Origin of the sequence: Serratia sp. MF1(2023) (genome assembly GCF_030954545.1) — a bacterium.
GTDB lineage: Bacteria > Pseudomonadota > Gammaproteobacteria > Enterobacterales > Enterobacteriaceae > Serratia > Serratia sarumanii.
The window spans coordinates 1-19184 of the sequence record NZ_JAVHUX010000024.1; the positions used below are offsets into that span (position 1 = coordinate 1).

Genomic DNA, 19184 nt, shown 5'->3' on the forward strand with positions numbered 1-19184 from the left:
AAGAAATAGAGAACTACATTGATTACTATAACCACAGCCGCCTCAGAGAGAAACTAAAAGGCCTGAGTCCGGTAGAGTATCGAACCCAGGCCATGAAGGCCGCCTGAATTTACATCGTCCAACTTCTGGGGGTCAGTTCACGTTGCTGAGCCCCTTATCACCGAATTACTTCTGGTAAATGATTTCGACGCCTTCGTCGTCGTCTTCGTCCCAGTCGTCATCCCAGTCATCTTCCGCTTCGGCTTCCACTTCCGCGATTTGCTCGCGGTGGTAGTCATCCCACATGAATTCGACTTTTTCCGGTGCGCTTTCTTCGATCGCCATCGCTTTCGGCTGGGTGTTGATGAAGTTCATCACGTCCCAGCACAGCGCGTTGACGCCTTCGCGGTTGGCGGCGGAGATCATATAGTACTTCCCTTCCCAGCCCATGCCTTCCACAATCGCCTTGGCGCGTTCGGCGGCTTCTTCCTCACCAATCACATCAATTTTGTTGAACACCAGCCAGCGAGGCTTCTGCGCCAGATTTTCGCTGTATTGGTTCAACTCGTTGATGATGACTTTGGCGTTCTCCACCGGATCGGATTCGTCGATCGGCGCGATGTCCACCAGGTGCAGCAGCACGCGGCAACGCTCCAGGTGTTTCAGGAAGCGAATGCCCAGGCCAGCGCCTTCAGAGGCGCCCTCGATCAGCCCCGGAATGTCGGCGACCACAAAGCTCTGCTCATGGTCCATACGCACCACGCCCAGGCTCGGCACCAGCGTAGTGAACGGATAATCGGCCACCTTCGGCTTGGCGGCGGACACCGCGCGGATGAAGGTCGATTTACCGGCGTTTGGCAGGCCCAGCATGCCCACATCGGCCAAAAGCAACAGTTCCAGCAACAGGTCGCGCGCTTCGCCAGCGGTACCCAGCGTCTTCTGACGCGGTGCACGGTTGACCGAAGATTTGAAACGGGTGTTGCCCAGGCCGTGCCAGCCGCCTTTGGCGACCATCAGCTTCTGCTCGTGGCAGGTCATGTCGCCGAGGATCTCGCCGGTGCCCTGATCCTTCACGCGCGTGCCGACCGGCACCTTGATGATGACGTCTTTACCGCGTTTACCGGTACAGTCGCGGCTCTGGCCATTCTGGCCGCGCTCGGCGCGGAAAGACTTCTCAAAACGGTAGTCGATCAGGGTGTTGAGGTTCTCGTCCGCCAGCAGGTAGACGTCGCCGCCGTCGCCGCCGTCGCCGCCGTCAGGCCCACCGTTGGGGATATATTTTTCGCGGCGGAAGCTGACGCATCCGTTGCCGCCGTCGCCTGCAACGACCAGAATCGCTGCTTCATCTACAAACTTCATTTACCGTCTCCGTAAATCATTCACCGGGCTGCTTCAAAGGAGCAACCAGGGGGGGGTCTGCCCGTCGCGGCCACCACCGGTGACCAATTGCGGAAAACATGGCGCCCGCCACAACCACAAACGCACCGACATAGCCGACAATGTTCAGCGTCGGCGCGGCGAATGCCTGGGGCCAGGCCAACGCCAATAAATCTGAAAACAGCAGGGTAAACAGCGGGGTCAGCGTCACCAACGCGCTTACCTGCGCCGCCTGCCAACGCGCCATCGCCTCTGCCAGCGCGCCGTAGCCGATCAGCGTATTGGCGCCGCAAAACAGCAAACACGCCAATTGCCAGCCGCTCAGCTGGAAAATCACCTCGGGTTTGGCCAGAGGGAACAACGCCATCGCACATAAAGTGTACAACATAACCAGGATCTGCGGCGAAGCCAGCCGGCGCAGCAACACCTTCTGCGCCACGCCGTAGCTCACCCAGACCATCGCCGCGCACACGCCCAGCATGACGCCCAGCGTGTAGTCCGTCAGCCGGGTGAAGATCTCTATCAGACTGACGTTGAAAAACAGCATCAGTCCGCAAATCAGCATCAGGGCGCCAATGACCTGGGTGACGCGCATGCGTTCTTTTAAAATCAGCACGCTGGCGAACATCATGCCCACCGGCGACAGCTGGCCAATCACCTGCGACGCCGTCGGGCTCAGGTATTGCAGCGAGGAACTGAAGAACACAAAGTTGCCCAGCAGCCCCGCCGTCGCGATCGCCAACAGCAGCAGCCAACGCGGCTGGCGGAACATCGTCAGCGGCGGCAGCTTGCCGCGCACCGCGAGGATCGCGCCCAAACCGATGGCGGCCATGGTAAAGCGATACCAGACAACGGTAAACGGCTCCATCACCACCAACACTTCTTTCATCGCAATCGGCAACGCGCCCCAGCAAACCGCCGTGGTTAACGCCAGAGAAATGCCAACGCCGACCTGCTGCTTCGTATCCATATCACCTTCGCCAACGCTGACGGGCCTGCCCTCAGGCAACCCATAAATGTAAAAAGCCCCGCAACGAATTGCGGGGCTTACATCTATTTCGTAAGGCTCGAAAAATTATTCAGCTTCGATGCTGATGAATTTACGATTGCTCGGGCCTTTAACTTCGAATTTGACTTTACCGTCTTTCAAAGCAAACAGAGTGTGGTCTTTGCCGCAACCCACGTTGGTACCAGCGTGGAATTTGGTGCCGCGCTGACGAACGATGATGCTGCCTGCCAGTACTGCTTCGCCGCCAAAGCGTTTTACGCCCAGACGTTTAGCTTCTGAATCGCGACCGTTACGAGTCGAGCCGCCAGCCTTTTTGTGTGCCATTAATCCGCTCTCCTAACTTAAGCGCTGATGCCGGTGATTTTAACGTCAGTGAACCACTGACGGTGGCCCTGCTGCTTACGGTGGTGTTTACGACGACGAAACTTAACAATTTTAATTTTCTCGCCACGACCGTGAGCAACGACTTCAGCTTTGATCTTGCCGCCATCGACGAAAGGAACGCCGATTTTGATATCTTCGCCATTAGCGATCATCAGAATCTGGTCAAACTCAACCGCTTCACCAGTTGCGATGTCCAGCTTTTCCAAGCGAACGGTCTGACCTTCGCTTACTCGGTGTTGTTTACCACCACTTTGGAAAACCGCGTACATATAAAACTCCGCTTTCCGCGTGCCCGACTGTGTTAGTTCAGAGCGCGCTATAAATATTCACAATAGGGCGCGAATTCTACGCAAAAAAGCAGCGCATGACAAGAGCAGAATAAGACCAGAACAAGAAAAAAGAAGAAAAAAAGCGCAGTTTCTTTCGTGGCGTTTATCTGAACCGTTTTTCAAGTACAATCATAGGGACAGTTACCGCCATGTACCGATGTGAGCAGCGATCTCAACGCGGTGAAGAGAAACACAGCTGAAAAAAATACAATGAACCTAGAGCAAATTACCGAGTTAACCGCGCAAGATATGGCGGCCGTGAACGCAACAATTCTCGAACAGCTGAATTCCGATGTCACGCTCATCAATCAGCTTGGCTATTACATTATCAGCGGTGGCGGTAAGCGCATCCGGCCGATGATCGCCGTCCTGGCGGCGCGGGCATTGGGCTATGAAGGCAGCAAGCACGTCACCGTGGCCGCCCTGATCGAATTCATCCATACCGCCACGCTGCTGCATGACGACGTCGTTGACGAATCGGACATGCGCCGCGGCAAAGCCACCGCCAACGCGGCATTCGGCAACGCCGCCAGCGTGCTGGTCGGCGACTTTATCTACACCCGCGCCTTCCAGATGATGACCAGCCTGGAATCCCTGCGCGTGCTGGCGCTGATGTCGGAAGCGGTCAACGTCATCGCCGAAGGTGAAGTGCTGCAGTTGATGAACGTGCACGATCCCGACATCAGCGAAGAAAGCTATATGCGGGTGATCTACAGCAAAACCGCCCGTCTGTTCGAGGCGGCGGCGCAATCGTCGGCGATCCTGTCCGGCGCCAGCGCGGAGCAAGAACGGGCGCTGCAAGACTATGGCCGCTACCTCGGCACCGCTTTCCAGCTGATCGACGATCTGCTCGACTACAGCGCCGACGGCAGCACCCTGGGCAAAAACACCGGCGACGATCTGAACGAAGGGAAACCGACCCTGCCGCTGCTGCACGCGATGCACAACGGCGACGACGCCCAGCGTGACATGATCCGCGGCGCGATTGAGCAAGGCAACGGCCGTCACCTGTTGGAGCCGGTGCTGCAGGCGATGCAGCAATGCGGTTCGCTGGAATACACCCGCAAACGCGCCGAGGAAGAGGCCGACAAGGCGATCGCCGCGCTGCAGGCATTGCCGGCATCGGAGCACCGCACGGCGCTGGAGGGCCTGGCCCATCTGGCGGTGCAACGCGACTTTTAAGAAATTAATGTTTCTTAAAAACCATCAGGCCCGCATACGCGGGCCTGCCTAGGTATTGCTCTCTTCGTCGATACGCGCCAGCAGGCCGCCGATCCCTTCCCGCATCAGGAAAGCCACCATTTTCTCGCGCTCGCTTTCCGTCAAATGGTAGTAATACTCGATCCAGACCGCCAACGGATCCTGACGCTCTACGTCATATGCCGCCCCGTCTTCCTTCAGCACCAGCAGGTTACGCACGTCTGAAGGCAGGCTGTCGATATGGTACTCCAACGCTTTTCCCTGCACGCCTTTACGCCTGCGGCTGATCCAGCCTTCGCGCCGGGCCATCAGATTGATTCCCTGTGGTGAGGAAGGTAATCCTGCGATGCCTGTCAGTTCCTTGGCGGCAAACCACTCTTTTTTCATAGCCATCATCTCTGGGCAATAGTGGGCAACGTCATTTTTTGGAAATTACTTGGGTATTTTTTAGGAAATTTAATGGTATTCTGGTTTCCGAATAAGCGTTTCACGTTGTTCATGCGCTTAACCTTGACCCGTTAGTTATACCACTAACGCAACTTTGGCTAATCAGAAAAGGAATGTAAACATGAATTCAAGGAACCCAGATTGGCATCCGGCAGATATCATCGCGGCGCTACGCAAGCAGGGCACCACGCTGGCGGCAGTGTCGCGCAAGGCCGGGTTAAGCTCATCGACGCTGGCCAACGCGCTGTCGCGCCCGTGGCCGAAGGGGGAATGGCTGATCGCCGAAGCGATAGGCGTCCACCCTTCGGAGATCTGGCCAAGCCGCTATTACGATCCGCACAGCGATTGCCTGCTGGATCGCAAGGCGCGCATCAAATCGTGAACGCGGAGCAAAAAAAAACCGCCGGAACAGCGTCCGGCGGCGTTTATCGGCTGACTATCGGCGTCGATCAGTTATTGATGAACTTCTCGCCCAGTTCGATATCTTTGTGCAGCACGTCCAGCATCTCGTTCAGCGCTTTCTGCTCGAAGGCGCTCAGGGTGCCGATATCCTTGCGCTCTTCAACGCCGTTCTTGCCCAGCACCAGCGGCTGTGCGAAGAAGCGAGCGTATTTGCCGTCGCCTTCAACGTAAGCGCATTCCACAACGCCTTTCTCGCCCTGCAGCGCACGCACAAGAGACAGACCGAAACGGGCGGCCGCCTGGCCCATGGACAGCGTTGCAGACCCGCCGCCGGCTTTGGCTTCCACCACTTCGGTGCCGGCGTTCTGAATGCGCTTGGTCAGATCCGCCACTTCCTGATCGGTGAAGCTCACGCCTAGGATCTGCGACAGCAGAGGCAGGATGGTCACGCCAGAGTGGCCGCCGATGACCGGCACGTTCAGCTCTTCCGGCTGCTTGCCTTTCAGCTCGGCCACGAAGGTGTTGGAACGGATGATATCCAGCGAAGTCACGCCGAACAGTTTGTTCTTGTCGTAAACGCCGGCTTTTTTCAGCACTTCCGCCGCGATGGCGACCGTGGTGTTAACCGGGTTGGTGATGATGCCGATGCAGGCTTTCGGGCAGGTTTTCGCCACTTGTTCAATCAGGTTACGCACGATGCCGGCGTTAACGTTGAACAGGTCAGAGCGATCCATGCCTGGCTTACGGGCCACGCCGGCGGAAATCAGCACCACGTCCGCACCTTGCAGAGCCGGGGTCGCGTCTTCGCCGCTGAAGCCTTTGATTTTAACTGCGGTTGGGATGTGGCTTAAGTCGACGGCAACGCCTGGGGTAACGGGGGCAATGTCGTAGAGAGAGAGTTCAGAACCTGAAGGAAGCTGGGTTTTGAGTAGAAGGGCGAGGGCCTGGCCGATACCGCCAGCAGCACCGAGAACTGCAACTTTCATCCTATACTCCTTTATTATCTTAAATATATAAAGCGCCGTGAATGTGTTGGTTACGGACCTTAAGTCATTACACCTTTCAAAACAATAAATTAGCCAATTCTTGCCTGCAGGTGTAATAAAACGGCCGCTGTCGCGCCCATTTTAGATTAAATCGCTTACGCATGAAGGGCATAGCGCACACTAATCAAAAATAGTGCGAGGTTATTCACGAGCAAGTTAACCGGCCGTTACATTACACCCTTACGCAACATCAGAACAACATCATTTTAATAACATTTTATTTACCACTGCGGGCCGATTTTCCGTCGCCAAAAGGGCATATTCATCGCGGCCGGATTTTGTTAAAATGCCGCCCTTTCCTCGCCGCCCGGTCATGCTTATTTTCTTTGGGTCGGCCTTTGTTGCATAAAAATTCATCTATATGCATAATCATGACTTCCACTATCAACATTCCACGGTGCAAAATGCGTAATCCCGCAAAACAGGAAGATCTGATCAAGACGTTCAAAGCGTTATTGAAAGAAGAAAAATTCAGTTCTCAAGGCGAGATCGTTTTGGCGCTGCAAGAAGAAGGCTTCGAAAACATTAACCAATCCAAAGTATCGCGCATGCTGACCAAGTTCGGCGCGGTACGTACGCGCAATGCCAAAATGGAAATGGTGTATTGCCTTCCTGCCGAACTCGGCGTGCCGACCACCACCAGCCCATTGAAGAATCTGGTGCTGGACGTCGACCATAACGACGCCGTCGTGGTGATCCACACCAGCCCGGGCGCCGCGCAGCTGATCGCCCGCCTGCTCGACTCATTGGGGAAATCCCAGGGCATCCTCGGCACGATTGCCGGCGACGACACGATTTTCGTCACCCCGTCCAACGGCTTTACCGCTCAGAAACTGCATGAGGCTATTCTGGGCGTGTTCGAGCAAGAGCTGTGAAACCTGGCGCTAACAAAGTGCGGCTTTAGCCCGCACTTTGTTAGCGCTTCTTTAACTCTCACGTTACCTTTCCCGCCTTCAACCGCGTTTAACACTGCTTTTTTATCCCTCAGCAACACATTTCCATGACATCTACATGTAACCAGCAGTACCCACTGTGATCTTCCGCACTTTTGGTTAAAAGCACTTACCTTATTGAAATTACATAAATTTAACATCAAAAGATCGTTTTGTGAGCGTTTTTTATTCCTTACAGTTATAAAAAATAAAGATCATAAGGTTAAAGTTTCACTAGCAACTGTTAGCGAACTATTAATTTTTCGCGTTACTAGCTGTATACTCATTTTCGTGAACTGAATCACAGTTCGTTGGAACTGATAAAAGAATACGATGAGGTGAGATGATGAAAATTAAAGCTACCGTTGCAACCCTGAGCGTTCTGTCCATGCTTTCCTTTGGTGCATTCGCAGCACAATCTATTGATGCAACTCAGGCCGCAAAACTGCAGCCGGCCGGTGTAATCACCGTGAGCGGCGTCGCCGCTGCGCCTTCCGACATCCGCCAGGCGCTGTCCGACAAAGCCGACGCCAAAGGGGCGACCGCTTACCGCGTAATCGAAGCCCGCAATGACGGCAGCTTCCACGCAACCGCTGAAATCTACAAATAAGTACCGACATTACCCGGCAACGGGCAATACATCTCTGGAATCAAACGCTGCCATAACGGCCTTCAAGAATAAAAATCGCTGCCAAGCCCTTCCAGGCTGTTATGACCAAGGATTGCTATCATGAACATGAAAACTACTCTCGCTGCATTCGGCCTGCTGTCTGTCATCTCCTTCGGCGCCTCCGCCGCCCAGCTGGTGACAAACGATCAGACCGCCAATCTGCAATCTATCGGCACCATCACCGTCAGCGGCATCGACGGCGCGCCGACCGACATTCGCCAGGCGTTGTCGGAGAAAGCCGACGCGAAAGGCGCGACCGCCTACCGCGTGATCGAAGCGCGTAACGAAGGCAACTACCACGCCACCGCCGAGATTTACAAATAACAACTCTGGGAACGGCTTTGCAGAGCTGATTACCCTCGTCACTGCCACTGCCGAGTTCTGACGCAAACGCCGATTTCCCAGAGACCCTCTCGTCGTCCTATCCGACGAACCCCGTTGCCCTCGCTCGCGAGGGCTTTTTTATGGGCGTAAAAAAGGCCGCGAATGCGGCCCTTGATGTGGCTGATGCGGCTGAGCGATCAGTAGGTGACTTTCGGTTCCTGCTTTTTCGCCAGCGCGTCCAGCAGACGGTCGTGAATGCCGCCGAAACCGCCGTTGCTCATCACCAGAATGTGATCGCCCGGCTGTGCGGTTTTCACCACCATGTCCACCAGCGTGTCGAGATCCGCGCTCCAATGCGCCGGCTGCACGCAGGCATCCGCCACTTCCGCCACCTGCCACGGAATGTGGTGCGGCTGGAACAGAAACACCTCGTCGGCGCGGCCGAGCGAAGGCGCCAGATCGTTTTTGCTGATGCCCATTTTCATGGTGTTGGAGCGCGGCTCCAGCACCGCCAGAATGCGCGCCGTGCCGCCGACCTTGCCGCGCAGCGCGGCCAGAGTGGCCAGGATCGCCGTCGGGTGGTGCGCGAAGTCGTCGTAGACCGTGACGCCGTTGGCTTCGCCACGCAGCTCCAGGCGGCGGCGGGCGTTGATGAAATCGCCCAACGCGCGGCAGGCGTCCGCCGGCTGCACGCCGACGTGGCGGGTGGCGGCGATGGCCATCAGGCCGTTATGCATGTTGTGCTCGCCCACCAGCGCCCAGTTCACTTCGCCGACCTGTTCGCCGTCGAGGAACACCGCGTAATGGCTGGCGTCCGGCGTCAGCTTCTGTGCACGCCAGGTGCCCTCTTCCCCCACCAGCTCCTGCTCGCTCCAGCAGCCCATCGCCATCACCTGCTTCAGGTGGCTGTCGTTGTCCGGCAGGATGATCTTGCCTTTGCCCGGCACCAGACGCACCAGGTGGTGGAACTGTTTCTGGATGGCTTTCAGATCGTCGAAGATATCGGCGTGGTCGAACTCCAGGTTGTTCATGATCAGCGTGCGCGGGCTGTAATGCACGAACTTGGAGCGCTTGTCGAAGAACGCGCAGTCATATTCGTCGGCCTCGATCACGAAGAACGGGCTGCCGCCGAGACGGGCCGATACGTCGAAGTTGCCCGGTACGCCGCCGATGACGAAACCGGGCTGGTAGCCGCAGGCCTCGAGGATCCAGGTCGCCATGCCGGCGGTGGTGGTTTTGCCGTGGGTGCCGGCGACCGCCAGTACCCAGCGATCGCGCAACACGGCGTCGTGCAGCCACTGCGGGCCGGAAACGTAAGGGATGCCACGTTCCAGCACCGCCTCCACGCACGGGTTGCCGCGCGTCATGGCGTTGCCGATGATCACCAGATCCGGCGCCGGATCCAGCTGGGCCGGATCATAACCCTGAATAAGATCGATCCCCTGGTTCTCCAGCAGCGTGCTCATCGGCGGATAGACGTTGGCGTCCGAACCGGTGACGTCATGCCCCAGTGAGCGCGCCAGCATCGCCAACCCGCCCATAAAGGTGCCACAGATCCCAAGAATGTGAATGCGCATAGGTTTCTCATGTGAGTGCATCGAATGTCGGCATATTCTAACGCTCAGAATCGTCCAGAAGAAATGGATTTGCCTATGAATAGCGCGCATCTTTGGGCTACACTGCACGCGAAAACGTTGGCGGTTTGTTAACAGGCCGCTATCCATCCGTAGATTCAGGGATTGTGTCATGAAAACGTTAGGCGAATTTATCGTCGAGAAACAGCACGACTTCTCTCACGCCACCGGCGAGCTGACCGCGTTACTTTCTGCAATTAAACTGGGCGCCAAAATCATCCACCGCGACATCAACAAGGCCGGCCTGGTTGATATTCTGGGCACCAGCGGGGTGTCCAACGTACAGGGCGAAGTTCAGATGAAACTGGACCTGTACGCGAACGAAAAACTGAAAGCGGCGTTGAAAGCGCGTGGTGAAGTTGCGGGTATCGCTTCCGAAGAAGAAGATGAAATCGTGATATTCGACGGCGAGCGAGCTGAAAATGCCAAGTATGTCGTTTTGATGGATCCGTTGGACGGTTCGTCCAACATCGATGTCAACGTCTCGGTCGGTACGATTTTCTCTATCTACCGTCGCATCACGCCGGTCGGCACGCCGGTGACCGAAGAAGACTTCCTGCAGCCGGGCAGCGCCCAGGTCGCAGCGGGTTATGTGGTTTACGGTTCGTCCACCATGCTGGTGTACACCACCGGTTACGGCGTCCACGCCTTCACCTACGACCCGTCTCTGGGCGTATTCTGCCTCTCCCACGAGAAAGTGCGCTTCCCGGCGAGCGGCAACATGTATTCCATCAACGAAGGCAACTACATCAAGTTCCCTCTCGGCGTGAAGAAATACATCAAATACTGCCAGGAGCAGGATGAAGCGACGCAGCGCCCTTACACCTCGCGCTACATCGGTTCTCTGGTGGCGGACTTCCACCGCAACCTGCTGAAAGGCGGCATCTACATCTACCCAAGCACCGCCAGCCATCCGCAAGGCAAGCTGCGCCTGCTGTACGAATGCAACCCGATGGCGTTCCTGGCCGAACAGGCCGGCGGTAAGGCCAGCGACGGCAAAAACCGCATTCTGGACATCACGCCGGTGAAACTGCACCAGCGCGCGCCATTCTTCGTCGGCACCAAGTCGATGGTAGAAGACGCGGAACGCTTCATCGCCGAAAACCCGGACGAGTAACGCGTTCTTTGCAAGGGTTCGGCGCCGCGCCGAACCCTTATCGCCTTACAGCTTGAACGCCGCCATGCTCTGCGCCAGCAGCTGAGCCTGATCTTCCAACGAGCGCGTCGCCGCCGCCGACTCTTCCACCAGTGCCGCATTCTGCTGCGCCACCTGATCCATCTGCGCCACCGCCAGGTTCACCTGTTCGATACCGCTGCTTTGTTCGCGCGTCGCCGCCGAGATCTCACGCATCAACGCCGTCACCCGGCCCACTTCGCCGGTAATGCCGCTCATGGTCTGCGCCGCCGACTCCACCATCTGCTCGCCTTCCTGCACCCGGTTCTGCGACGCTTCGATCAACCCTTTGATCTCTTTCGCCGACTGGGCGCTGCGCTGCGCCAGATTGCGCACTTCACCGGCCACCACCGCAAAACCTCGGCCCTGTTCGCCGGCGCGCGCCGCTTCCACCGCCGCGTTCAGCGCCAGGATATTGGTCTGGAAGGCGATGCCGTCCATCACGCTGATGATGTCGGCGATGCGGCGCGAGCTGTCGGTGATCGCCTGCATCTTGCTCATCACCTGGCTGACCACCTCGCTGCCCTGGTTGGCGATATCGGACACGCTCAGCGCCAGCTGGTTGGCCTGTTCGCAGTTCTCGGCGTTCATTTTCACCGTCGAGGTCAGCTGTTCCATGCTGGCGGCGGTTTCTTCCAGCGAAGCGGCCGATTCTTCGGTGCGCTGCGCCAGATGCAGGTTGCCGGCCGCCAGTTCGCGTGAACCGGTGTCAATCTGGCTGCTGGCGTCGCGCACTTTGCTGACCGAACTGGCCAGCGCCTGCTGCATGCGCTGCATCGCCCGCACCAGGCGGCCCATCTCGGTATCGCCCTCGCCGCGGATCTCATGGGTCAGATCGCCGCCGGCGATGTGTTCCAGCTGCGCGATGGACTCGTCCAGCGGGCGCAGAATGATCACCCGCAGCGCGAACCAGGCCAGCACCGCCAGCAGCACGCTGAGCAGCCCCGCCACCACGATCAGCGAGATCTTGGTGCTGGCGTTGCTTTCCGCGTCATACACCTGCTGCGCGCCGAGCTTCATGGCGAAGCTGCGGAAATCGCTGAGATCCTTTTCGAACGCGATGCTCAACGCGGAGATGCGCGTTTCCTGAATGTGATAATACTCATCGATTTTGCCGGCCTTGATGGCGGCGGCCATCGGCTTCACGCCCTGATCCAGATAGGCGCGGTAGCTGTTTTGCAGACGGTTGGAGAGTTCGCGGCCGCGCTCGGTCACGGTGCCGACGCCGACAAAGCGCGCCATTTCCTTGTTCGACTGCTCGAGGTAACCGTAGATGCGGCCCACGGTGGCGTCGGAGACATCAGTCTGGCCGATCTCCCGTTGGCGCACCGCCAGCGAGGCGGCGGTTCTGGCGCGCAGCGTCAGGTTGGAGCTGTTGGCCAGCGAGCCCAGCTCTTCGCCGAGGATCTGGTTTAAGGTATGGATCGAGCGCGATCCTTCGTTAATCGCGTTGACGCCAATAACGCTGACCATGATCAGCAGCATGGTCATCAGGCTCAGCAGGGCGATCAGCCCAGCCTTCACCGTAATCTTTTTTAGCATGAGTTCTTCCCGGCTTCAGAATAGTGAGATCAGACGTAGTAGGGGTGGCAAAACGCGGAGCCAGCTTTGCTGGCTCATTATTGTTTGTTGAAGTTATCGGCAGGCGGAGGCAAAACTTCATGCCGCGGCGGGATTAATCTGGAAATTCTCCGTGCGCCGGCGCACTGGGTTTTCGACGATGAAAAGGGCAGGAAATCGCAAAAGAGTCCGCTATAATAGCCGCCACTCCATTTCTGGTTTGATGATTAAAGGAAACCGACATGAGCTTGAATCTGGTCCCTGCTGGCAAAGACCTGCCGGAAGACATCTACGTAGTAATCGAAATCCCGGCCAACGCCGATCCAATCAAATACGAAATCGACAAAGAAACCGGCGCGCTGTTCGTTGACCGTTTCATGTCCACCGCGATGTTCTACCCGTGCAACTACGGCTACATCAACCACACCCTGTCTCTGGACGGCGACCCGGTTGACGTGCTGGTCCCAACCCCATACCCGCTGCAGCCGGGCTCCGTAATCCGCTGCCGTCCGGTTGGCGTGCTGAAGATGACCGACGAAGCCGGTGAAGACGCCAAGCTGGTTGCGGTACCGCACAGCAAGCTGACCAAAGAGTACGATCACGTGAAAGACGTGAACGACCTGCCGGAACTGCTGAAAGCCCAGATCGCTCACTTCTTCGAGCACTACAAAGATCTGGAAAAAGGCAAATGGGTGAAAGTGGAAGGCTGGGCAGACGCTGCCGCAGCTAAAGCGGAAATCATCGCCTCGTTCGAACGCGCCGCCAAGAAGTAATGCCTGCCGCCGTCCGATGAAAAAACACCGCTCAATGAGCGGTGTTTTTTTTATTACTGATCGTCGAGACGTTTCAGCCAGTCGCCGCTGGTAATTCGCGGGTAACCGTCCACGCTGTGTTTGTACAGGTAGATCCACGCACTCCCATAAGGCGTCTGAATCAGTTCGCGCTTATAGTCCTTGGTGTTGCTTTTCAGTTCGTCCAGCTCTGCCAGAATCGATGAGTTAATACGATACACTTCGCAATGTATCGTGCCCTCTCCAGGGATCGCCGCCGGGTAATGGCCCAGATTATAAATCTGATAGCCTTCGAGCTCGTGCTCGCCGAGCCATTGGGCGTTGGTCATCCAATGGCTGTTTCCCTGTTTGCGCCGTAAACTGCCGTAGACAATTATTCGCATCGCTAAAACTCAAACTGATAGAGCAAATCTAATGCCTGGTCGAGACCAGACACCGCTTCAAGATACAACTTAGGCATCAGGCGATAACGCAACGTCAGCGTGGCCAAGGAGTCGAAGATGCCCACCCCATATTTTACTTGTAAGCCTGGGAGAACATAGCCGCTCACGACAACCTGGGAACTGTCGCCAACCCCCTGAGTGTCCAGAGCCAAATTACTTACGCCGAATGCCTCGCCGATTTTACCCACAAGTTGACCACTTTGTGCAACCCCCATGCCGATTAACATCGAGGTCATGGCGTTGCCGTCGGCGCCGGAGCTGCTCAAGCCCTGGCCGCGCAGCAGATAAGACAGGGCTTCCTGTTGCGATTTGGCCGGATCGGAGAACACTTCCAGCTTCGGCGCATCCGCCAGACCGGTCACGCGCACGCCGGCGGTCACATCGTCCTCGGTGGATTCCGGGTTGCGGATCGCCTCGATATTCAGCAGCGGCTGATCCGGCGGGCCGGAGAACATCAGCTGCCCTTTACGCACGATCAAATCCTGACCATAAGCATGGAAGCGGCCGGAAGGGATGTCAATCTGGCCGTTGAGGCCCAGCCCTTTCTTGTCCTGCACCACCTTCAGGTCGCCCTTCAGACGGGCCTTGAGACCAAAAGCGTCCAGCCGCACGTCGTTGCCGACGTGGATCATCAGATTGCTGTTGATCGGGATCGAGGCGGTCTTCGGTTGAATCGGCTTCAGTTGGTCGTCCAGCATCACCTCGTCGGAAGAGACGCCCACCGCGCTTTCCGGCAGCTCCTGCACCGTGATGCGCGCCCACGGAATGTCGACCTTGCCGTTGAGCGAGAACAGCTGCGGCGTGGCTTCGAACACCAGATCCGGCGACACGTCGATGCGGATCATCGGCGGCACCGTCACCCGCAGCTTATCGCCCTTGGCGGCAATGCGCGCACGCCAGGCGTTGATGTCACGCCAGTCGGCGTCGCCCGCCAGATTCAGCTGGCCGCGCGTGGTGCTGAGCAGCCCTTCCAGCGTCGAGGTCATGCCGTTGAAATTCACCGCCAGCCGCGCATCGGTCATATCGAACGGCATCCAGTGCCCCTGCACCTTCGCCCGATCCAACGCCAGGCGCCCGAACACCAGCGGCTTCTGCGCGCTGCCGCCCAGGCGCAGGTTGGCGTTCAGCATGCCCGCCGCGCTTTCGCCCTTCATCAGCGCCGGGTTGATCAGCGCCAGTGAGATGTTGGTGATATTGACGTTGCCGCTGATGGTGCGCCGCACCTGCGGATCCGCCACCTGGATATTGCCGTCGAACTGGCCGTTGTTGGTCAGCTTGATCCGCCAGTCGGCCAGCGCGCGACCGTTGTTCAGGCCGGCGTTGAGGGTCAGCGTGTCGAAGGCGATCGGCAGCGCGTTGCCCTGCACCTGCTGCACCACTTTGACGCCGTTGCCGGCCAGCGTGACTTTCGCCTCCGGCAGCGCGCCGCCCGGTTTCCAGCTGACGTCGGCCCGGCCGGTGAACACCCCGCTCAGGGCGGTTTCCGGGCCGAGGAACGGCTTGATCATCGCCAGATCGAACCGATTGAGCACCACGCTGGCCTGGCCGCTCTGGCCGGCTTCAATGGTCTTGGGCACGCACAGCTCGGCGTTCGGGTTCTGCCAACAGTGCGGCCCGACGCTGATTTTCTGCTCGGTGTTCAGGTAGTCCAGCGCGATGGCGCGCGTCAGGCGCCATTCCCCTACCGGCGTATCGAAGCGAGTGTTGTTCAGATTGCCGCGCCAGCGCTGCTGCTGGCGATCGAAGCTGCCCTGCAGCGCCAGTTGGCCGGAGACCGGTTTGCCGTCGATCTTCAGCTGCAGTTGGTGCTGCTTCTCGCTGCCCTTGGCGTCGAGAGTCAACAGGCTGACCTCCAGCGCATCCTGCTTCAACTGCTCGACGCGTACCGCCAGTTGCCCCTGAATCTGATCCGTGGAGCGCACGTCGCCGTCTATTTTCACGCGGTTGATGCGCAGCGCCTGCCACTGCAGGCCGGATGCGGTCAAATCCGCCAGCAGCTGCGGCGCCTGCAGATTGCCGCGCAGCTTCAGCAGCCCTTTGGCGGTGCCGCCCAGGCCCGGCAGCGCGCCGTCCAGACGCGGCGCGTCGATGTTGGCGTCCAGGTTCCAGCTCTTCTCGTCCAGCTGCCCTTTGACGTTCAGTTGGTTACGCCCCAGCGCCAGATCGATGCCGGGGATTTTCCACTGCCCGGCGGCGTTGCCGCTCAGCGTACCGCGCGCCGTGACCTTGTTCTGCTTCACGTTGCCGTCCAGCTGCAGCACCGGCACCTGCAGTTGCCAGCTGCCGCCGTGCAGGCTGCCGCGCGTGGTGATCTTGCCGTCGAGTTTCGCCGGCCATTCCGGCCACTGCTTGGCGGTATTGATGCCGCTCAGCGTCAATTGCGAGTTCCAGCTGATGGCCTTGCTCCAGTCCACCAGCGCAGTGAGATCGGTATTGCCCTGCAGCGCCGCCAGGCGCAGGCGCTCCAGCTTGAACTGCTCGACGTTGCCTTTGCCGTCCAGCGTCAGCACCGCCGGCGGCAAGTCCTGGCCTTTCAGATTGGCGCGCGTCGACAGCGCGTAGTCGGTCGCCTTGCCGTTAAAGCGCAGACGGAAATCGTTGACCTGATACTGCGCCTCGCCGCTCAGCGGCCATTTCAGCTGCTTGCTCTGCAACGTCAGCGCCAGCGGCAGGCCGGCTTCGGCCAGCCGGGTTTGCACATCGAGCTGGGCGCCGACCGGGCCGGACAGGTTCAGCGCCACCTTCAGCTCGTCACGCAGCCCGCCGCCGACGTTCAGCTTCACCTTCTCGCCCTTCAGCGGTTCGATGTTCAGCGCGCTGTTGGCGGTCAGGGACACCGGCCAGTCGCCGGTCAGCGTTGCCTGCCCCTGCAGCGACAGCGTGCCCTGCGGCGACTTCACGTCGAAGTTGTCCAGCTGGATATGTTGATCCTGCGTGCTGGCCTGCAGCAACAGGCTCGTGATCAGCACGTCGGTATCGCCGGTCAAGCGCAGCTGCTCGCCGCTGATCTCTTTGACGGTGATATCCAGCGGCAGGCGGATGTCCGGCAGATCCGGCAACAGCGGTTTGGCGAACAGTTCCTTCAGCGTTTCGCCCAGCGGCTTCTCTTCCGGCTGAGGTGCCGGCTTCGCCGCGTCGGTAACCTGCTCGCCGACCTTTTTCGCCACCTCGACCGCCGGCTGCACCGCTTCCGGCAGCGGGTTTTGCGGGGTTTTCGGCAAGGCGATCAGCAGCGAGCCGATCTTGGTCGGCATCAGCGTCAGCGCGCGCTCTTGCCACTGCGCGCCGGTGCGGAACTCGGCCAGCGAGATGGCGGTGTCGTCGACGGTGACCTTGACGTTGTTCAACGCCAACAGGCGCAGCGTGATCGGGTAAGGCGTGCTGAGATTGGTGGTCGGCTCACTGCTCTCCTCCACCGGCGCGGAAGGCGCCATCTCTTTGGTGTTCACCGCCACGTCCACATCCTGGGCGGTCAAGGCATTGACGCACAGCGAGCTGCGCTTAAAGCAGGAGAGATCGAGCGACAGATGGAACTGCCCGGCGTTGACCGTCACGCCCGGCATCTGATACTTCACGCCCTTCAGCGTCAGATCGCGCCAGCCGCCGCTGACGCCGGCGATCTCCAGCCCCGGCACCCAGCGCGCCGCGCCGTTGATGACCATATGCAAACCGGTGGTGGTGCCTATCAGGAAGGCCAGGCCGCCGATCAGCAACAGCAGAACGACCAGAAATCCGAGACAAATCTTTTTAACCAGGCTCATAGTTCAGGCCCCAAACCGATGTAGAACTGCATCCCGTGGGTGTCCTTGTCTCCCACAGGCGCGGCGATATCCAGCTTCACCGGCCCCACCGGCGACTGCCAGCGCACGCCTACGCCGGCGCCGGTCTTGAAGTTGCTCTTCTTGATATCGTTCACCGCTTCACCGGAGTCGACGAACATCGCCCCCCACCATTTGCCGGTCACGTTGTATTGGTACTCCAGCGAGCCGGTCAGCATCTTGGAGGCGCCGGTCAGCTTGCCGTCGTCACCGCGCGGCGAGATGTCTTTGTACTTGTAGCCGCGAATGCTGCGGTCACCGCCGGCGAAGAAGCGCAGATCCGGCGGCACCTTGTCGAAGTCGTTGGTTTCTATCCAGCCCACCTGCCCGCGCGCCACAAAACGATGCTTGTCGGCCAGGGTGCGGATCCAGACGTTCTGCGCCTGCATCAGCGCAAAGTCCACGCCGGAGCCCCAGGAGGTGTCGGACACGTCGATAGAGTAGCGCTGGCTGTCGCCCCAGGTCGGCATCAGACCGCCGCGCGAACGGGTGCGGCTGAAGCTGACGCCGGGATACAGCAGCATGGTGGTGTTGCTGACGTTACCCTGGGTAAAGTTATCCCAGCGCCAGGTCAGGTTGATCGCCCGCTGCCAGCCGCTGGAAAGATCCCAGTTGCGCGAGGCCACCACTTTGGAGGTGACGGACTTGGTGTCGTTAAGATCGACGTTCTTGACGCCGCCCTGCAGCAGGTAATACTGCTCCAGCGGGTTCTTGAGCAACGGGATTTTGTAGGTCAGATCCAGCTGCTGCTCCGGCGCCGACACGCTGGCGCTGGTTTCCAGGCTATGCCCGCGATCGTTGAGCCAGGGCTTTTTCCAGGTGCCTTTCACCCGCGGGCCGACGTCGGTGGAGTAGCCGATACCGGTTTCGACGGTGTTGCGCGTGCGCGGCGTCACCAGCGCGTCCAACGGCAAAATCTTGTTCTCTTTGGCATCGTTGAAATCAGGGGACACCACCACCGAGTTGAACCAGTTGGTGGCGGACAAACGGCGGTTCAGCTCGGCCAAATCCTCCGAACTGTAGTAATCCCCCTGATGAAAGGGCACCAGATTTTGCAGATAGTCTTCGCGGATTTGCGAACCGGTGAATTTCACCTTGCCGAAGCGGTAACGTTCGCCGCTGTTGAAATCGATATCCCAAAACGCCTTGTGCAGATCTTCGGCCACGCCGAGTTGGCTTTTGGTCATGTCGGCGTCGAAGTAGCCTTTGCGCAGCGCCAGGCCGGTGAGCGAGCCTTTGAAACTGTCATACTTGCCGTGGTTGAGGATCTCGCCGATGGTCGGCCGCCCCTTCTTCACCAGCGCCAGGTAGTCCTCATCGGTCTTCGCGCCGCCTTCCAGCACGATGTTGGCGCCGGCGATACGCACCGGTTCGCCCGGATTGACCTTGGCGTGCAGCACCGGGCGCGACATCCCCGGCCGATCGTCCAGCGTAAACTCGATGGTCGGCTGGTAATAGCCGAGCGCGCGCAGCCCCTGGCGCACCGCCTCATCCACCCGCGCGCGGAAGCGCCCGTCGGTGCCGACCTCTTCAGGCGTGATCGACGACAGCCGCACCCGGACGTTTTTTTCCAACTCTCCGCTTAACCCCTCCACCTGCAAGCGCACGTTGGCCGCATAGGCCGCAGGTGCCGCAAGCAACACAGATATCAAGCACATGACCGGG

19 protein-coding genes are annotated in these 19184 nt (G+C 58.7%); 8 read left to right on the top strand and 11 right to left on the bottom strand.

Translation table 11 applies throughout. The features are described 5' to 3' along the window. The coding region (locus REA38_RS13840) for an IS3 family transposase (RefSeq protein WP_308886054.1) at positions 1-107 on the top strand (107 nt) is incomplete at its 5' end. Positions 108-165: 58 nt separating this feature from the next. Here REA38_RS13840 and cgtA read toward each other — a convergent pair. The 4 genes from cgtA to rplU all read right to left on the bottom strand — a co-directional run bounded on the left by cgtA (position 166) and on the right by rplU (position 3018). After that, positions 166-1338: an Obg family GTPase CgtA gene (cgtA, locus tag REA38_RS13845; RefSeq protein WP_308886055.1), complete on the bottom strand. Its 1173-nt coding sequence runs from the start codon at positions 1336-1338 to the stop codon at positions 166-168. A gap of 16 nt (positions 1339-1354) precedes the next feature. After that, entirely contained in the window at positions 1355-2326 is a 972-nt protein-coding gene (locus tag REA38_RS13850) for a DMT family transporter (protein ID WP_308886056.1), read from the bottom strand. Between the two features lie 105 nt (positions 2327-2431). Continuing rightward, positions 2432-2689, bottom strand: a complete 258-nt coding sequence (rpmA, locus tag REA38_RS13855; RefSeq protein ID WP_004933559.1) for a 50S ribosomal protein L27 — start codon at positions 2687-2689, stop codon at positions 2432-2434. A 17-nt stretch (positions 2690-2706) separates the two neighbouring features. Further along, complete coding sequence (gene rplU / locus REA38_RS13860; RefSeq protein ID WP_004933561.1) at positions 2707-3018, bottom strand: 50S ribosomal protein L21; 312 nt, start codon at positions 3016-3018, stop codon at positions 2707-2709. 270 nt (positions 3019-3288) lie between these two features. Between rplU and ispB the strand changes: the two genes are divergently transcribed. Then, complete coding sequence (gene ispB / locus REA38_RS13865) at positions 3289-4260, top strand: octaprenyl diphosphate synthase (protein WP_033636815.1); 972 nt, start codon at positions 3289-3291, stop codon at positions 4258-4260. Between the two features lie 48 nt (positions 4261-4308). On the opposite strand, the gene REA38_RS13870 is transcribed toward ispB, so the two are convergent. Then, complete coding sequence (locus REA38_RS13870) at positions 4309-4665, bottom strand: DNA-binding protein (protein ID WP_033655297.1); 357 nt, start codon at positions 4663-4665, stop codon at positions 4309-4311. Between the two features lie 181 nt (positions 4666-4846). Between REA38_RS13870 and REA38_RS13875 the strand changes: the two genes are divergently transcribed. Continuing rightward, complete coding sequence (locus REA38_RS13875; protein ID WP_033636812.1) at positions 4847-5107, top strand: helix-turn-helix transcriptional regulator; 261 nt, start codon at positions 4847-4849, stop codon at positions 5105-5107. A gap of 67 nt (positions 5108-5174) precedes the next feature. Here the strand turns inward: REA38_RS13875 and mdh are convergent, their stop codons facing one another. Next, positions 5175-6113, bottom strand: a complete 939-nt coding sequence (mdh, locus tag REA38_RS13880; protein WP_308886057.1) for a malate dehydrogenase — start codon at positions 6111-6113, stop codon at positions 5175-5177. 464 nt (positions 6114-6577) lie between these two features. Here mdh and argR point away from each other — a divergent pair, with 464 nt between their 5' ends. The 3 genes from argR to yhcN (REA38_RS13895) all read left to right on the top strand — a co-directional run bounded on the left by argR (position 6578) and on the right by yhcN (REA38_RS13895) (position 8099). Further along, on the top strand, positions 6578-7048 hold the full coding sequence (argR, locus tag REA38_RS13885) for a transcriptional regulator ArgR (RefSeq protein ID WP_004933572.1): 471 nt from the start codon (positions 6578-6580) through the stop codon (positions 7046-7048). Positions 7049-7451: 403 nt separating this feature from the next. After that, the gene (yhcN, locus tag REA38_RS13890; RefSeq protein WP_033638655.1) at positions 7452-7715 is read left to right on the top strand and encodes a peroxide/acid stress response protein YhcN; all 264 of its coding nucleotides are present in this window, start codon (positions 7452-7454) and stop codon (positions 7713-7715) included. 120 nt (positions 7716-7835) lie between these two features. Beyond that, complete coding sequence (gene yhcN, locus REA38_RS13895) at positions 7836-8099, top strand: peroxide/acid stress response protein YhcN (RefSeq protein WP_033638654.1); 264 nt, start codon at positions 7836-7838, stop codon at positions 8097-8099. A 197-nt stretch (positions 8100-8296) separates the two neighbouring features. On the opposite strand, the gene mpl is transcribed toward yhcN (REA38_RS13895), so the two are convergent. Continuing rightward, positions 8297-9676: a UDP-N-acetylmuramate:L-alanyl-gamma-D-glutamyl-meso-diaminopimelate ligase gene (gene mpl / locus REA38_RS13900; RefSeq protein WP_033636810.1), complete on the bottom strand. Its 1380-nt coding sequence runs from the start codon at positions 9674-9676 to the stop codon at positions 8297-8299. 169 nt (positions 9677-9845) lie between these two features. Here mpl and fbp point away from each other — a divergent pair, with 169 nt between their 5' ends. Continuing rightward, complete coding sequence (fbp, locus tag REA38_RS13905) at positions 9846-10850, top strand: class 1 fructose-bisphosphatase (RefSeq protein WP_004933587.1); 1005 nt, start codon at positions 9846-9848, stop codon at positions 10848-10850. A gap of 45 nt (positions 10851-10895) precedes the next feature. On the opposite strand, the gene REA38_RS13910 is transcribed toward fbp, so the two are convergent. Next, a complete protein-coding gene (locus tag REA38_RS13910) occupies positions 10896-12449 on the bottom strand; it encodes a methyl-accepting chemotaxis protein (RefSeq protein WP_033636809.1) in 1554 nt (517 codons plus the stop codon). Positions 12450-12709: 260 nt separating this feature from the next. Here REA38_RS13910 and ppa point away from each other — a divergent pair, with 260 nt between their 5' ends. After that, positions 12710-13240: an inorganic diphosphatase gene (gene ppa / locus REA38_RS13915; protein WP_004933594.1), complete on the top strand. Its 531-nt coding sequence runs from the start codon at positions 12710-12712 to the stop codon at positions 13238-13240. 53 nt (positions 13241-13293) lie between these two features. Here the strand turns inward: ppa and REA38_RS13920 are convergent, their stop codons facing one another. The 3 genes from REA38_RS13920 to REA38_RS13930 are packed head-to-tail and all read right to left on the bottom strand — an operon-like array spanning position 13294 to position 19177. Then, positions 13294-13641 (bottom strand): gamma-glutamylcyclotransferase, encoded by a 348-nt coding sequence (locus tag REA38_RS13920; RefSeq protein ID WP_033636808.1) that lies wholly within the window; start codon positions 13639-13641, stop codon positions 13294-13296. A 2-nt stretch (positions 13642-13643) separates the two neighbouring features. After that, entirely contained in the window at positions 13644-17462 is a 3819-nt protein-coding gene (locus tag REA38_RS13925) for a translocation/assembly module TamB domain-containing protein (RefSeq protein WP_039567824.1), read from the bottom strand. Beyond that, entirely contained in the window at positions 17459-19177 is a 1719-nt protein-coding gene (locus REA38_RS13930) for an autotransporter assembly complex family protein (RefSeq protein WP_374213792.1), read from the bottom strand. The genes REA38_RS13925 and REA38_RS13930 overlap by 4 nt, the downstream gene beginning before the upstream one ends. Between the last annotated feature and the right edge of the window lie 7 nt (positions 19178-19184).

Bases quoted from the DNA above. Each gene is read 5' to 3' on its own strand.
- REA38_RS13850 (WP_308886056.1), bottom strand. From the start codon at position 2,326: ATGGATACGAAGCAGCAGGTCGGCGTTGGCATTTCTCTGGCGTTAACC.
- REA38_RS13925 (WP_039567824.1), bottom strand. From the start codon at position 17,462: ATGAGCCTGGTTAAAAAGATTTGTCTCGGATTTCTGGTCGTTCTGCTG.
- ppa (WP_004933594.1), top strand. From the start codon at position 12,710: ATGAGCTTGAATCTGGTCCCTGCTGGCAAAGACCTGCCGGAAGACATC.
- mpl (WP_033636810.1), bottom strand. From the start codon at position 9,676: ATGCGCATTCACATTCTTGGGATCTGTGGCACCTTTATGGGCGGGTTG.
- yhcN (WP_033638654.1), top strand. From the start codon at position 7,836: ATGAACATGAAAACTACTCTCGCTGCATTCGGCCTGCTGTCTGTCATC.
- REA38_RS13910 (WP_033636809.1), bottom strand. From the start codon at position 12,449: ATGCTAAAAAAGATTACGGTGAAGGCTGGGCTGATCGCCCTGCTGAGC.
- rplU (WP_004933561.1), bottom strand. From the start codon at position 3,018: ATGTACGCGGTTTTCCAAAGTGGTGGTAAACAACACCGAGTAAGCGAA.
- REA38_RS13920 (WP_033636808.1), bottom strand. From the start codon at position 13,641: ATGCGAATAATTGTCTACGGCAGTTTACGGCGCAAACAGGGAAACAGC.
- fbp (WP_004933587.1), top strand. From the start codon at position 9,846: ATGAAAACGTTAGGCGAATTTATCGTCGAGAAACAGCACGACTTCTCT.
- ispB (WP_033636815.1), top strand. From the start codon at position 3,289: ATGAACCTAGAGCAAATTACCGAGTTAACCGCGCAAGATATGGCGGCC.
- rpmA (WP_004933559.1), bottom strand. From the start codon at position 2,689: ATGGCACACAAAAAGGCTGGCGGCTCGACTCGTAACGGTCGCGATTCA.
- mdh (WP_308886057.1), bottom strand. From the start codon at position 6,113: ATGAAAGTTGCAGTTCTCGGTGCTGCTGGCGGTATCGGCCAGGCCCTC.
- REA38_RS13875 (WP_033636812.1), top strand. From the start codon at position 4,847: ATGAATTCAAGGAACCCAGATTGGCATCCGGCAGATATCATCGCGGCG.
- cgtA (WP_308886055.1), bottom strand. From the start codon at position 1,338: ATGAAGTTTGTAGATGAAGCAGCGATTCTGGTCGTTGCAGGCGACGGC.
- REA38_RS13870 (WP_033655297.1), bottom strand. From the start codon at position 4,665: ATGAAAAAAGAGTGGTTTGCCGCCAAGGAACTGACAGGCATCGCAGGA.
- yhcN (WP_033638655.1), top strand. From the start codon at position 7,452: ATGAAAATTAAAGCTACCGTTGCAACCCTGAGCGTTCTGTCCATGCTT.
- REA38_RS13930 (WP_374213792.1), bottom strand. From the start codon at position 19,177: ATGTGCTTGATATCTGTGTTGCTTGCGGCACCTGCGGCCTATGCGGCC.
- argR (WP_004933572.1), top strand. From the start codon at position 6,578: ATGCGTAATCCCGCAAAACAGGAAGATCTGATCAAGACGTTCAAAGCG.